11 protein-coding genes are annotated in these 13,302 nt (G+C 39.1%); 5 read left to right on the top strand and 6 right to left on the bottom strand.

Annotation, left to right across the window (positions count from 1 at the left end; translation table 11 throughout):
• The first annotated feature begins 130 nt into the window (after nucleotides 1-130).
• The 5 genes from KTJ10_RS05050 (at nucleotide 131) to KTJ10_RS05030 (ending at nucleotide 4,664) form a co-directional block, all read left to right on the top strand.
• On the top strand, nucleotides 131-619 hold the full coding sequence (locus KTJ10_RS05050) for an NUDIX hydrolase (RefSeq protein ID WP_032063058.1): 489 nt from the start codon (nucleotides 131-133) through the stop codon (nucleotides 617-619).
• 4 nt (nucleotides 620-623) lie between these two features.
• The gene (gene mnmA, locus KTJ10_RS05045; RefSeq protein WP_032004497.1) at nucleotides 624-1,757 is read left to right on the top strand and encodes a tRNA 2-thiouridine(34) synthase MnmA; all 1,134 of its coding nucleotides are present in this window, start codon (nucleotides 624-626) and stop codon (nucleotides 1,755-1,757) included.
• A gap of 13 nt (nucleotides 1,758-1,770) precedes the next feature.
• Complete coding sequence (hflD, locus tag KTJ10_RS05040; RefSeq protein WP_002118587.1) at nucleotides 1,771-2,502, top strand: high frequency lysogenization protein HflD; 732 nt, start codon at nucleotides 1,771-1,773, stop codon at nucleotides 2,500-2,502.
• A gap of 55 nt (nucleotides 2,503-2,557) precedes the next feature.
• Nucleotides 2,558-3,946, top strand: a complete 1,389-nt coding sequence (purB, locus tag KTJ10_RS05035; protein ID WP_032063059.1) for an adenylosuccinate lyase — start codon at nucleotides 2,558-2,560, stop codon at nucleotides 3,944-3,946.
• Nucleotides 3,947-4,025: 79 nt separating this feature from the next.
• Nucleotides 4,026-4,664: a DUF2238 domain-containing protein gene (locus tag KTJ10_RS05030; protein ID WP_017387269.1), complete on the top strand. Its 639-nt coding sequence runs from the start codon at nucleotides 4,026-4,028 to the stop codon at nucleotides 4,662-4,664.
• A 39-nt stretch (nucleotides 4,665-4,703) separates the two neighbouring features.
• On the opposite strand, the gene blp2 is transcribed toward KTJ10_RS05030, so the two are convergent.
• The 6 genes from blp2 to KTJ10_RS05000 form a co-directional block, all read right to left on the bottom strand.
• Nucleotides 4,704-6,890 carry an Ig-like repeat protein Blp2 gene (blp2, locus tag KTJ10_RS05025; protein ID WP_262441483.1) on the bottom strand — a complete coding sequence of 729 codons (2,187 nt, stop codon included), beginning with the start codon at nucleotides 6,888-6,890 and terminating at the stop codon, nucleotides 4,704-4,706.
• Between the two features lie 254 nt (nucleotides 6,891-7,144).
• On the bottom strand, nucleotides 7,145-8,107 hold the full coding sequence (gene sohB, locus KTJ10_RS05020; RefSeq protein WP_005067965.1) for a protease SohB: 963 nt from the start codon (nucleotides 8,105-8,107) through the stop codon (nucleotides 7,145-7,147).
• Between the two features lie 148 nt (nucleotides 8,108-8,255).
• Nucleotides 8,256-9,158, bottom strand: a complete 903-nt coding sequence (gene pstB / locus KTJ10_RS05015) for a phosphate ABC transporter ATP-binding protein PstB (protein WP_005067963.1) — start codon at nucleotides 9,156-9,158, stop codon at nucleotides 8,256-8,258.
• A gap of 13 nt (nucleotides 9,159-9,171) precedes the next feature.
• Nucleotides 9,172-10,569, bottom strand: a complete 1,398-nt coding sequence (gene pstA, locus KTJ10_RS05010; protein WP_262441481.1) for a phosphate ABC transporter permease PstA — start codon at nucleotides 10,567-10,569, stop codon at nucleotides 9,172-9,174.
• Nucleotides 10,566-11,945: a phosphate ABC transporter permease subunit PstC gene (gene pstC / locus KTJ10_RS05005; protein ID WP_086265409.1), complete on the bottom strand. Its 1,380-nt coding sequence runs from the start codon at nucleotides 11,943-11,945 to the stop codon at nucleotides 10,566-10,568. The genes pstA and pstC overlap by 4 nt, the downstream gene beginning before the upstream one ends.
• A gap of 99 nt (nucleotides 11,946-12,044) precedes the next feature.
• Nucleotides 12,045-13,076, bottom strand: coding sequence for a substrate-binding domain-containing protein (locus tag KTJ10_RS05000; RefSeq protein WP_005073265.1), 1,032 nt, complete (start codon nucleotides 13,074-13,076; stop codon nucleotides 12,045-12,047).
• Nucleotides 13,077-13,302 lie beyond the last annotated feature (226 nt).

Raw genomic sequence — 13,302 nt, 5'->3', positions numbered from 1 at the left:
TATGAGTAATAAAAATTCTGCTTTTTAAACGATATGGTTTTGTCGTATTGCTCATATCGTTTAGCAGATCACCGTAGCCAAAAACCCCTAAATTTCGTATTATACGTCTTTTAAATCATGGTGCTTTTTTATGGCCGCGTGGACTCCTCATGTCACTGTTGCTACAGTCGTAGAAAAAGACGGACGCTATCTCTTTGTAGAAGAACATAGCGAGGGCTTTGTACACACAGTATTTAACCAACCTGCCGGTCATGTGGAATGTGGTGAGTCATTAACAGAAGCTGCCATTCGAGAAACACTTGAAGAAACAGGCCATCATGTTGAAATTGATGCCTTGCTTGGTATTTATACTTATACCCCGCCAATGTTTCCCGATCGCACTTATTACCGTTTCTGTTTTCTAGCACATGTAACTCAGGTTGAAAGTGATCCTCAACTCGACACAGGTATTATCGCTGCTGTGTGGATGACACCCGATGAACTTAAAGAATCTGCCCGTGCCCGCAGCCCTCTTGTGCTAAAAGCAGTTGAAGATGCTATGAAAGGCCACCATTATCCTTTATCGCTTATTTATGAGCACCCCTTCTCTCCCTCATTAACTTCTCATTTGGATGCCTAGTCCTATGCAACAACGTGTCATCGTCGGTATGTCTGGTGGTGTAGACTCTTCTGTTTCTGCAGCACTTTTACTTCAACAGGGTTATCAAGTTGAAGGTCTTTTCATGAAGAACTGGGAGGAAGACGACGGCACGGAATACTGTACGGCAATGGAAGACTTAGCTGATGCCCAAGCAGTAGCTGATAAAATCGGTATTAAGCTGCATACAGCAAACTTTGCGATGGAATATTGGGATCGAGTGTTTGAACTTTTCCTAGCTGAATATGCTGCTGGTCGTACGCCAAATCCAGATATTTTATGTAATAAAGAAATTAAATTCCGCGCATTTTTAGATCATGCTATGACTTTAGGTGCAGACTTCATCGCAACGGGTCATTACGCACGCCGTGGTGAAACTGCATATAACTCTAAAGGCGAAGCATACGCACCATTATTACGTGGTGTAGATAACAATAAAGACCAAACCTATTTCTTGCACGCTGTTCATGGTAGAGAAATTAATAAAACATTATTTCCAGTAGGCGAAATCGAAAAACCTGAAGTTCGCAGAATTGCTGAAGAACTTGATCTTGCTACAGCCAAGAAAAAGGACTCAACAGGAATCTGTTTTATTGGGGAACGTCGTTTTAATGACTTCCTTAAACAATATTTACCCGCTCAGCCTGGGAAAATTGTACTTGATACAGGTAAAGAAGTTGGTGAACATCACGGTCTGATGTACTATACGCTCGGTCAACGTGGCGGAATTGGTCTAGGTGGTTTGAAAGGTGCAGCTGAAGGTGCATGGTTCGTACTACATAAAGATCTGGCCAATAATCGCCTCGTTGTTGGTCAGGGACATGAACATCCACTCATGCAAAGTACTCAACTGTGGAGTGAGTCAATTGACTGGGTAGCTGGTGAACAAAATATTCCAGTTGGAGGATTACGCTGTACAGCTAAAACGCGTTATCGCCAACCTGATCAGGCATGTACAATTTTTATTGATGAAAACACTGAACACGGTGTTCGCGTTGAGTTCGATGAACCGCAGCGTGCTGTTACACCGGGTCAAAGCGTTGTATTTTATTCAGATGAAGTTTGCTTAGGCGGGGGTGTCATTCACCATACAAATGCCCCTACACCAAATTTTATTTAAGGGAATGAATGGCATGGTGGAGTTACCATTTCAACAATCACAAGCCTTGAATGTTCGCCAAAACCGTGCCCTTGCCTTGGCTGGGGTATTTCAGGCCACCCAGCTCACCCATATGACAGCCATGACGGGTCAGCAAAGTATTGGTGAAAGTGGTAACTTCTATTTTGAACTATTAATCAAAGCAAGTTTAAATATTCGCCCTACAGCCAACAATGGTGTTCAAACCTTAGATTTTTTTAATCAGTTAGCAGATATTTCTTTAGGGCTTAAAACACTCGAAAATTGTATTACTCAACCTTTTTCAAACATGCCTAAGTCTCGCCTTCCAAAAATGGGCACGGCCAAATTGCCAATGTCCTATGCGATGTCGCTCTTACAGCTAGAAAAAAAGGTTTATAGCAATCCTGAATATGTCGCAATCATTGAAAAAGCTCAGCAGAAAATTTTAAAACAGCTGTCTTTTTTTGATAATAACTACTTACACCCGAGCATTTTAGCCAATTTAGCGCAAACTTACGTTGATACGGCTGGCCAGATTAACCCACGCATTTTAGTTCGTGGTAATGCAGAAGCATTTAAAGATACCAACCATACTAACCGCATCCGTGCTTGTCTGTTTACTGGCTTACAAATGGCCCATTTATGGCGACAACTCGGCGGTAGTTCGTGGAACATGATTTTTAGCAAACGTAAATTGCTACAGGATATTCAAGCACTTGCTCGTTTACAGTACCAAGTCGTTTAAGACTATGAACGAGATTTTTTTAGTTTTATGTTTATTCCAACATTAAGGAATCGTTATGAACGCTTTAACCGCACTATCACCATTAGATGGGCGTTATGCCAGCAAATGTGATGCGCTACGCCCTTTTCTTTCTGAGTTTGGTTTAATCCATGCTCGTGTCACTGTAGAAGTGCGTTGGTTACAAGCACTTTCTAACCGTCCGGAAATTGTTGAAGTTGCACCTTTTTCAAACGAAACAAATGCAGCTTTAGATGCAATTGTTAGCAACTTCTCTGAAGAAGATGCAAATCGTATTAAAGAGATTGAACGTACGACTAACCATGACGTTAAAGCAGTTGAGTATTTCTTAAAAGAGAAAATTGCTGGTATCGCTGAATTACAAAATGCGGGTGAATTCATTCACTTTGCATGTACTTCTGAAGACATCAACAACTTGTCTCACGCGCTTATGCTTAAAAACGGTCGTGAAGTTTTAGTATCAAGCATGAAGCAAATCCTTAATGCAATCTCTGCTTTGGCAACGACTCACGCTGAACAACCAATGTTGTCTCGTACACACGGTCAAACTGCTAGCCCAACAACTTTGGGTAAAGAAATGGCGAACGTGGCATACCGTTTAGCTCGTCAAATCAAACAATTTGAAAACGTTGAGTTACTTGGCAAAATCAATGGTGCTGTAGGTAACTACAATGCTCACCTTTCTGCTTATCCAGATGTTGATTGGGCTGCTCACGCACAAGCTTTTGTTGAATCTTTAGGTTTAGCATTCAACCCTTATACAACTCAAATCGAACCACATGATTACATGGCAGAGTTGTTTGATGCGTTACGTCGTTTCAATACGATTTTAATCGACTTTAACCGTGACGTATGGGGTTACATCTCTTTAGGTTATTTCAAACAAAAATTGAAAGAAGGCGAAGTTGGTTCATCAACCATGCCACACAAAGTTAACCCAATTGACTTTGAAAACTCTGAAGGTAACTTAGGTATTGCAAATGCAGTATTGGCTCACTTAGGTGAAAAATTACCAATTTCACGCTGGCAGCGTGATTTAACTGACTCAACTGTATTACGTAATATGGGTGTTGGTTTTGCACAAAGCTTAATTGCTTTCGATGCGTGCTTAAAAGGTGTTGGTAAACTTGAGTTAAATGCAAACCGTTTAAATGAAGATTTAGACCAAGCTCAAGAAGTTTTAGCTGAACCAATTCAAACTGTAATGCGTCGCTACAACATTGAAAAACCATACGAAAAATTAAAAGCATTAACTCGTGGTCAAGCAATGACGCGTGACATGATGGTTAATTTCGTAAATGGTGAAGAGCTTTCTCAAGTACCAAGCGAAGAACGTGCGCGCTTAGCTGAACTTACGCCTGCAACTTACACAGGTAATGCAGCTGAACAAGCGAAACAAATTAACGATTTAATTAGCAAAATCTAATTAAAAAGTTTACAAAAAGCGGAGCTTAGGCTTCGCTTTTTTATTACACTCATATAAATCACAATAAAGACTTCATAAAATGATCGAAAAACAATTCAAACTTAAACACTATATTGCTCTTGGCTTGCTTTTGATTGCGATTGTCATTTCAGCTATTCAGCCTCTTGAATTTGAAGCCTATTTACTTCATCAAGCGGGCACAGTGTTTATGTTGATTTTGCTCTTTGTTATTTTTAAGAAGATTGGACTCGATTTTTTAAGTTTTACTTTCTATCTGCTGTTTTTGCTCATCCATATTGTTGGCGCACATTACCTTTATTCATACGTTCCATACAATGATTGGATACAACAGGTATTCAATTTTAATTTAGATCAATACATGGGTTGGTCCCGTAATATGTATGATCGTTTGGTTCATCTTGCCTATGGTATTTTTCTCTACCCTCTTACTTATCGCGTGTTTCAAGTGTGGTTACCATCAGTAAAGCCATTCAGTCTTTTTTTATTAGTAGTTCAATTTGTAATGGCATCAAGTGTTTTATATGAACTTATTGAATGGGCAATTGCTATTGGATTATCTCCCGAAGAAGCCGAAAATTATAATGGGCAACAAGGCGATATGTGGGATGCCCATAAAGATATGCTGTTAGCGACCATTGGTGCAATTTTCTATGGACTTCTTGCACTGATGCTTCCATCTAAAACAAATAACTCATAAATAAAAAAGCGCTCAATGAGCGCTTTTTTTAAGATCACTTTAGACAACAGGATAGGTTTGTTCTAAAAGGCTTTGTAAAACTGAAGAAGTTGTATCAGGTAAAACATGCTCAAGATTGGCAGTGATATTACTAGCGTTCGTAGTTATATCACTCTGATCATTTACCTGAGTAGGCTTTAATGCCGCTGAAGACAAAAGAGTTTCAATTGGGTCTGGTTCACTAGACGTAGAGCTTTTTAACAAATCATCTATTGGCACAGATTTCTGCTGCTGGCTATCCGTTTCATTTGTTGTGCTTTGTACTAACTTTAATGTATTTAACCCAACACTATCAGCAACAGATACAGTTTCTGTATGAGCAGTATCAACAGCTACCTCACTTAAACTTGTAACCTTTGGAGCGACCACATAAAACGTAAATGGTGAACTCACTTCACTTGTAAGGCCTGCTGCATCTGTTTGAGTTAAAGTAATCGTATGTTTACCAATTGCTAAGTCTTTATCGAGTGTAAAGCTCCATGATCGACTACTACTTACATTTACAATCCCAATAGCAACACCATTATCATAAATGGTTAAAGTTGCATTTGCCTCACCTGAGCCTGTCAGCTTTGGTCTTGCATCGTCAGTTTCTGAACCAGCAGTAATCGCACCTTTTAGAGCACCAACATCATCATCCACACTGTTTAAAACAGGTTTTGCAGGTGGTGTTGTGTCCTTAGTACCAATAATATCAAGAACCTCAGATTTATTTCCTGCACTATCAATAGCCGCAACTGAAGCATGTTTGTTATCAGTTAAAGCAGGCGAAATCGTAATTGTAAATTTTCCATTTGCATCTGCTGTTCCCGTACCAATGACCTTACCTGCCGTATCTTTAATTTCAACTTTTGCATTTGCTTCGGTTGTACCTGTTACGGTTGTGCCATCAGCATTAATTTGAGCAACAGGTTTATCAGGTGCAATAGAGTCATAACTTGGAGAAACTTCTAAAGGTTTAGAGGTATTACCTGCTGCATCTTCAACAACAACTGTTGCCTTTTGTGACTCTTTTAATGCTGGAGAAAGCGTAATTTGAAATTCGCCTTGAGCGTTTGCGGTACCCGTACCAATTACTTTACCATCAGCATCTTTTATATGAACTTTTGCATTAGGCTCAGTTTGTCCTTCAACCGTGGTACCTTCTTTATTGACTTCAACTAAAGGTACATCCGGAGCGAAAGTATCCTTTCCGGCAATAATTTTAGTTGGTTCAGATTTATTGCCTGCAGCATCTTCAGCTATAACTTTTCCACCCGCGTCACTCGTCAATGGAGGAGTAAGCTTTAAAGAAAAAATACCATCTTTATTTGCAGTTACAGTGCCTAATACATTACCACTAGCATCATAAACCGTGATTTTTGCATTTGCTTCAGTTTTACCAGTTACCAATGAGCCATCATCACTCAGCTGAGTTTGGGGAGCATCTGGAGCAATTGTATCTTTGGTACCTGTAATCGAAGCAGCAGTGGACTCACTGCCACCTTCACTTTGAGCTGAAACATTTAATTTATTTCCATCTGTCAAAGGTTTATCGAGCTTAATCGTAAAATTACCACTTGCATCTGCGTTACCTGAAGCAATTACATTTCCACTTAAATCTTTAATATAAATTTTTGCATTAGCTTCGGCTTTACCAGTGACCGTAACAGCATCATCTGCAAGTTTTACTTCTGTTGGTTTCGCAGTGGTTGGAACATTAACAGGCGAGTCATCTTTGTCATCATTATCAAAAGCCCAAAGATATAAACCTTCAGCAGCTAAAATAGCCAAACCTGCTTTTAGCACGTTACCCATCGAAAAAGTTGGGGAATCATCAACTGCCATTGTTGAGGCTGGTTGGCTCGTGCTGGTATAGGCTAAATCTGTGACATGGTTTAAACCTGTATAGTCGATCACCTTACCTTGAGCATCAAATTGTGCCTCAACAAATTTTCCATGCTCAGTCGGAAGAACAAGTGAATGTTCTGTCGTATTCGTTACTTCATTAAAGAAATTTTCTAAGACAATAGTCTCTCCATTTTTTAAATGGACGACTAGACTTCCACCTTGTTTTTCCACCGATGCTATATCTTTTTGACTTACGCCAATTTGAATAATAGAAGGTTTACTTAACACGACCTTATTGAGCTGACCATCTTGCAGAACGTCCAAACCCTCTTTGGATGCTACAATTATTCTTGTCATTATTTCCTGTCCTAAATTTCAGTTATATTTTTAAATGTCTAACTTTTTAAATATTTCATTTAAAAGCTATTTTATTGCTGTTTAAAATATCAAAACCATGTGGTTATCACAATTCAAAAATTATATTTATCAACATTTATTTTTTACTTTCCATTAAAAATCTAAGCACATTTAATCAGACAATTTTGAATATTAATTTTATAAAAAAACCAGCATTTAAGCTGGTCTTTTTATAACATTTGAATTATATAAACTTATAGTTTTGGATCACGCACTTGTACAAGCGTCGTGTTCGCTTTTGCTAGGCTTTCCATTACTTTGCCGATTACAGTAGGAATCAAACTATCTGCCATTTGCGCTGCTTGTAAACCCAGCTTTTCACCTAAGGTTGCTTTCTTACGTGTATTAATCACATACACATCATGTTGCGGTAATAAAGCTAATAAATACTCATCAGATGTTTGTAATTTATCAACAAGGTTCAGATCTAGGGCATCTTCACCATACCAATGCTCACCTGTCGCCACCTTATCAACATTAAGCTGTGGGCGATACTTTTCTACAAAGTGCTTAAATAAGACATGAGTTTGTTGCAGTTCTTCTTCGAACTTCGCTTTACCTTCAGGCGTATTTTCACCAAACATGGTGACTGTACGCTTATACTGCCCTGCTGTGTAAAGCTCAAAATCCACATTGTGTTCTTTTAAAAGACGATTAAAGTTTGGAACTTGAGCAACCACGCCAATTGAACCCACAATAGCAAACGGTGCTGCAATAATTTCATTTGCAATACATGCCATCATATAGCCACCACTTGCAGCGACTTTATCAACACAAATTGTTAAATGAAAACCTGCATCGCGTAAACGCACCAACTGAGCTGCTGCTAGACCATAACCATGCACCATACCACCTGGGCTTTCAAGACGAACTACAATACGATCACGTCCTGCTTTAGCAGTTGCTAAAATCAGGGTAATTTCTTCACGCAAGTTTTCAACTGCCGAAGCTTGAATATCGCCTTTGAAATCTAAAACAAAAATTTTCTGATTATTTTTACGGCGAATTTTAGCTTCTTTAGCAAGTTGTTGAGCTAATTGTAAAAGTTCTAAACGGCTTGCCGTAGTTTGCGCAATTTTTTTTCTCTGTTCATTGACACGTGCATTTAAATGGCTGACACGTATTTCCGCAGGGAGTTTAGGCAAATGGAATAACATAAAATTCTAAGCTCATAAGTTTATCTTTATAGCCTTAAGATGTGGTCCTTTTGACTAAAATTCAATAGCGATTTTGCAAAATAGAGTCATTTTCATTTATAAAATAAAAAAAAGAGCACGTGGCTCTTTTTCTTTTATTGTTTATTAATTAACCGAAGCGACCAGTAATATACGCTTCCGTCAACTGATGGTCAGGTTGAGTAAAGACTTTTTCAGTTGAATTGACTTCAATTAAATCACCTAAATGGAAATAAGCAGTACGATCAGAAACACGTGCCGCTTGTTGCATTGAGTGAGTCACAATCACAATTGTGTATTGATTCGACAATTCAGAAATAAGTTCTTCTACTTTTGCTGTTGCAATTGGATCGAGTGCAGAACACGGCTCATCCATTAAAATCACTTCAGGACTAACAGCAATGGTACGTGCAATACATAAACGTTGTTGCTGACCACCTGATAAACCTGTACCTGGCTGGTTCAAACGGTCTTTAACCTCATCCCACAAACCAGCTTTACGTAAGCTATTTTCAACAATTTCTTCAAGGTCATATTTATCACGCGCTAAACCGTGAAGTTTAGGCCCATAAGCCACGTTGTCAAAAATAGATTTAGGGAATGGGTTTGGCTTTTGGAACACCATACCAACCTGAGCACGCAATAATACAACGTCTAGATTTGGATCATAAATATTGTGGTTATCGAGGGTAATTTTACCTGTTACGCGGCAACCATCAATCGTATCGTTCATACGGTTTAACGTACGAAGAAAGGTTGATTTACCACAACCTGAAGGACCAATAAATGCAATCACTTCATTTTGGTAAATATCTAGGTCAATACCCTTGATAGCTTCAAAATCACCATAATAAACATGGGCATCTTGTGCACTAATTTTGATTTCGTTTGAGTTCTGCTTTTTTGAAGTATGTGGTTCAAAATGCGAAACATACGAAGTGCCATGATTCAGCGATTTATCTGTAAATTGAGATTGTTCAGTATTCACTAACTTATCCTTTTCTAAGGAATTCGTAATATCAATAGTATTCATGATTTATCCTCTATTACCAACGCACTTCGAACTTTTTACGTAACCAAATTGCAAGACTGTTTAAACCAATCATTAATGCAAGTAGTACGATAATCGCAGCAGCAGTACGGCCTTCGAAGAAGTTACGCAACTCATTACCCTGCCATAAATAAACCTGTACAGGTAAAGCAGTTGCTTGATCAAATGGAGTTGCTGGAATACTTGCAACGAATGCACTCATTCCAATTAAAAGTAAAGGTGCGGTTTCACCAAGCGCATGTGCAACACCAATAATTGCACCTGTCATAATGCCTGGTAATGCCAACGGTAAAACATGGTGGAAAATGGTTTGGAACTTAGAAGCTCCCAAACCAAGTGCAGCTTGTCGAATAGAAGGCGGCACAGCTTTTAATGAAGCACGCGTGGTAATGATGACTGTTGGTAGTGTCATTAAGCTTAAAACCAAACCACCCACTAGCGGAGCTGATAAAGGTAAATGCATCCAACCAATGAAAATTGCTGCACCGAGTAAACCAAATACGATAGAAGGCACAGCAGCAAGGTTATTGATGTTAACTTCAATAATGTCTGTAAGAACATTTTTTGGAGCAAACTCTTCGAGATAGATTGCGCTGGCAACCCCAATTGGGATCGCAATGATGATCACGATGAGCATCATGAACAATGAACCCATGAATGCACCTGCAAGACCACTAATTGCCGGAGAACTACGAGAGTCAGGATTCTTAAATAAGTTCATGTTAAATGTACTTTCAAGAACGCCTTTTGCTTTTAACTCGTCGGCAAGCTTACGAACTTCTGGATCTAGTTGTTGCTGATCATCTGGTAATGAACGATCAATATTACCTTTTAACCAAACATCGACATTCGCATCACCTAAGAAGGTAATATTTTCTTTTTTACCGATTAATGATGGATCTGCAAAGACCATATCACGCAGGCGATAAGCTTCCGAGCTTGCATATAAGCTGCTCAAGTAGTCACGTTGTGATGCAAGTGCAGGATCTTTAGCAATCATTCCATTTACAATGATGCCATCCCAATCGACCATACCCATTTTTGTTTGCCAATCAACATAACGTTCTTGGTAATGCGCAGGTGTTTCACCTTGAGTACGTACAGGCACTGGACCTGCATCAATTACTTTAGGGTCAAAGTAAATTGGAACATTCATACTGGTTTGCCAAAAAGCAGGTAAACCTTTTGCCAAAATACTACCGAACAAGAGAGCAACGAATGCAAGACCAATAATGACTGCCGAGAAACCCGCAAAACGGAAAGCTTTTTCTTTACGATGGCGTTTAGCCAAAGATTTTTCAATAACCTGTTTACGTCGTTCACGTGTTTCAGCAGCAGCTTTCGGATCAAATACGTTCTGATCCATAGGAGATGATGTATTTGATGTACTCATTCGTATTGCTCACGGTATTTACGCACAATGTACAGTGCTACAATATTTAATCCCAAGGTAATAACAAATAGTGTTAAACCTAGTGCGAATGCAACCAATGCTTGCGGACTTGAGAAGTCGGTATCTCCAGTCAACTGTTTTACAATAGTGACTGTCACTGTCGAAACAGCTTCAAATGGATTTGCGTGTAAAAGTGGACTGTTCCCTGCTGCTAAAACCACAATCATGGTTTCCCCAACCGCACGAGAGACTGCCAATAAGAAAGCACCTGTAATACCCGGTAAAGCTGCTGGCAATACGACTTGACGAATTGTTTCAGACTTAGTCGCACCCAGTCCTAAAGAACCATCACGTAGTGCACGTGGGACTTGAGTGATAATGTCATCAGATAAAGATGAAACAAATGGAATAATCATAATTCCCATTACAAAGCCAGCAGTTAAAGCACTTGTCGCGTTAATTTCTAAGCCAATATACGCACCCGCAGCTTTAAAGAATGGTCCAATAATCATCATGGCAAATACACCATAAACAATTGTTGGAATACCAGCTAAGACTTCAATTGTTGGTTTTGCCCATGAGCGGAACCATGGTGAAGCATATTCAGCTAAATAAATTGCAATCATTAATCCAACTGGTACAGCAACGAGTAGAGCGATACCACTGACCATGAGCGTGCCCCATAGCAATGGTAATAAACCATAACTACCTTCAGCATTGCCAGAAGTGCTAAAACCCGGGTTCCATTCTGTACCAAAGAAAAAGTCCATTGGGCTGACAAAACGGAAGAAGTGCATTGCTTCGCCAAACATCGACATTACGATACCGATGGTTGTTAAAATCGCAACACCAGAACATAAAATCAAAGCAACGTTAATGGCACGTTCAACTTGGTTACGAGCACGATATTGTTGGCTGATTTTTTTCTTTGCCCAAACCAAACCTAATAAAGCAGCACAAATTACAACAGCAAATTTGGCAAAAGAGCCAATCGTTTGAAATTTGGAAAACTGTTGAGCAGCTGCTAATTCGTAAGCTGCTGGTTTATCACTAACCCCAAAGCCTGAAGCAATTGATTGAACACGATCAACTAATACGCTTCTACCTGCTTCATCCAGAGAAGCACTTACAGACGCCGGAATATTATTAAAAATAATATGATTTAAAATACTTGGTTCAACCAAGTTCCAAATGATCAAAATTAAAAAAGCAGGGATACCGCACCAAAGACCAACCAGTGCGCCATAATAACCAGGACGAGAATGTAACGTCGCCGAGTTGCTTCCCTTACCTGCTATGTTACGGCTCTTTCTCAGCCCAAGTTGATATGCAATTGCCACGAGGGCTAACAACACACCGATAAGTAGCAGATTCATGTACTCTCCACTGTTTTCTCAATTGTCATAATTTGGAAAAACAAGTTAGACAAAAAGGCTGATGAACCCTTAAGATCACCAGCCTTCATTCAAACTAACTTATTTAACAGTTTTACCTGCTTTAAAGTCAGCCAAAACTTTTGCACGTTCAGCATCAGACATCGCGATTAAACCATCACGCTCAGCTTTAGAACCTTTACCAGTTGCTTTCTTGCTTACGAAATATTCTACATATTGCGGTAAGCCTTTAACTGATTTTAAGTGTTCACCTTTCACGTAGAAGTACAATGGACGAGATACAGGGTATGTACCATTCAATACTGTCTTCTCAGATGGAACAACGTTGTTTACTGTTGCTACACGTAACTTGTCACGGTTCATGTCATAGAAACTTAAACCAAACACGCCTACTGCACTTGGAGAAGTTTTTAAGCGCGCCAATGTTTCTGTATAGTCGCCAGCGATTTCAATTACACGACCATCTTTACGGAAAGTAGAACATGCTTTCTTCTGAGCATCTTTATCTAAGCTCTTGAAGTATTCATATGCTTCACAACCAGCTTCAACCATTTTCTCTTGGAAAACTTCACGAGTACCATGGTTAGATGCAGGAATTACAAGAGTAATCGGTTCATTTGGAAGTGTTTTATCGATTTGATTCCAGTTTGTATATGGGTTTGGAACCAATTTACCTTTTGAAGGTAACTGTGCAGCTAAAGCAGCAAACACGTGGTAAGGTTTTAATTTATAAGCCGCTTTGTTTGAGTTAGATGCGAATACAATACCATCGTAACCAATTTTGATTTCTTGAATTTGTTTTACACCAGCTTTGTTACAAGCTTCAATCTCAGTGCTTTTAATTTTACGAGAAGAGTTTGCAACGTCGATTGTGTTATCGCCAACACCTTGACAGAATTGTTTCAAACCAGCAGAAGAACCGCCAGAGCCCACTACAGGAGTTTTAAATTGAGGGAAAGTATTACCAAACTCTTCAGCTACAACACTGGCAAACGGTAATACAGTTGAAGAACCAGCAATTTGAATCGTATCACGAGCTGCATTTGCAGTCGTTGTTACAGCTGCCCCAGTTACTGCTAACGCAATTGCGATTTGACGTGGATTTAAGCGCATTCTGTTCTCTCTCATTAATGCAATAGGTTGTACGTCACTTTTTGTTGAGTGCTTGTACGCTCTTTGATAGCTGCATTGTGAATAGAAAATATGACAATTAAGTTACAGTATGATGACGCTTTAATGATTTCAATATTGTTAATTGTCACATTATTATTTTTTGACTACTATCAACTATTTAATTCAATCGTAGTAGGTATTTTACCGTGTATATTAGTCTGTATTA

The sequence above is a fragment of the Acinetobacter sp. WU_MDCI_Abxc222 genome (genome assembly GCF_025514755.1).
Classification (GTDB): domain Bacteria; phylum Pseudomonadota; class Gammaproteobacteria; order Pseudomonadales; family Moraxellaceae; genus Acinetobacter; species Acinetobacter geminorum.
Note: the sequence above shows the minus strand (reverse complement) of the source record. Positions and strands in the feature narration are given on the sequence as shown.

Coding starts and splice junctions, on each gene's coding strand:
- blp2 (WP_262441483.1), bottom strand. CDS start 6,890: ATGACAAGAATAATTGTAGCATCCAAAGAGGGTTTGGACGTTCTGCAA.
- KTJ10_RS05000 (WP_005073265.1), bottom strand. CDS start 13,076: ATGCGCTTAAATCCACGTCAAATCGCAATTGCGTTAGCAGTAACTGGG.
- KTJ10_RS05050 (WP_032063058.1), top strand. CDS start 131: ATGGCCGCGTGGACTCCTCATGTCACTGTTGCTACAGTCGTAGAAAAA.
- pstA (WP_262441481.1), bottom strand. CDS start 10,569: ATGAGTACATCAAATACATCATCTCCTATGGATCAGAACGTATTTGAT.
- KTJ10_RS05030 (WP_017387269.1), top strand. CDS start 4,026: ATGATCGAAAAACAATTCAAACTTAAACACTATATTGCTCTTGGCTTG.
- pstC (WP_086265409.1), bottom strand. CDS start 11,945: ATGAATCTGCTACTTATCGGTGTGTTGTTAGCCCTCGTGGCAATTGCA.
- sohB (WP_005067965.1), bottom strand. CDS start 8,107: ATGTTATTCCATTTGCCTAAACTCCCTGCGGAAATACGTGTCAGCCAT.
- mnmA (WP_032004497.1), top strand. CDS start 624: ATGCAACAACGTGTCATCGTCGGTATGTCTGGTGGTGTAGACTCTTCT.
- pstB (WP_005067963.1), bottom strand. CDS start 9,158: ATGAATACTATTGATATTACGAATTCCTTAGAAAAGGATAAGTTAGTG.
- hflD (WP_002118587.1), top strand. CDS start 1,771: ATGGTGGAGTTACCATTTCAACAATCACAAGCCTTGAATGTTCGCCAA.
- purB (WP_032063059.1), top strand. CDS start 2,558: ATGAACGCTTTAACCGCACTATCACCATTAGATGGGCGTTATGCCAGC.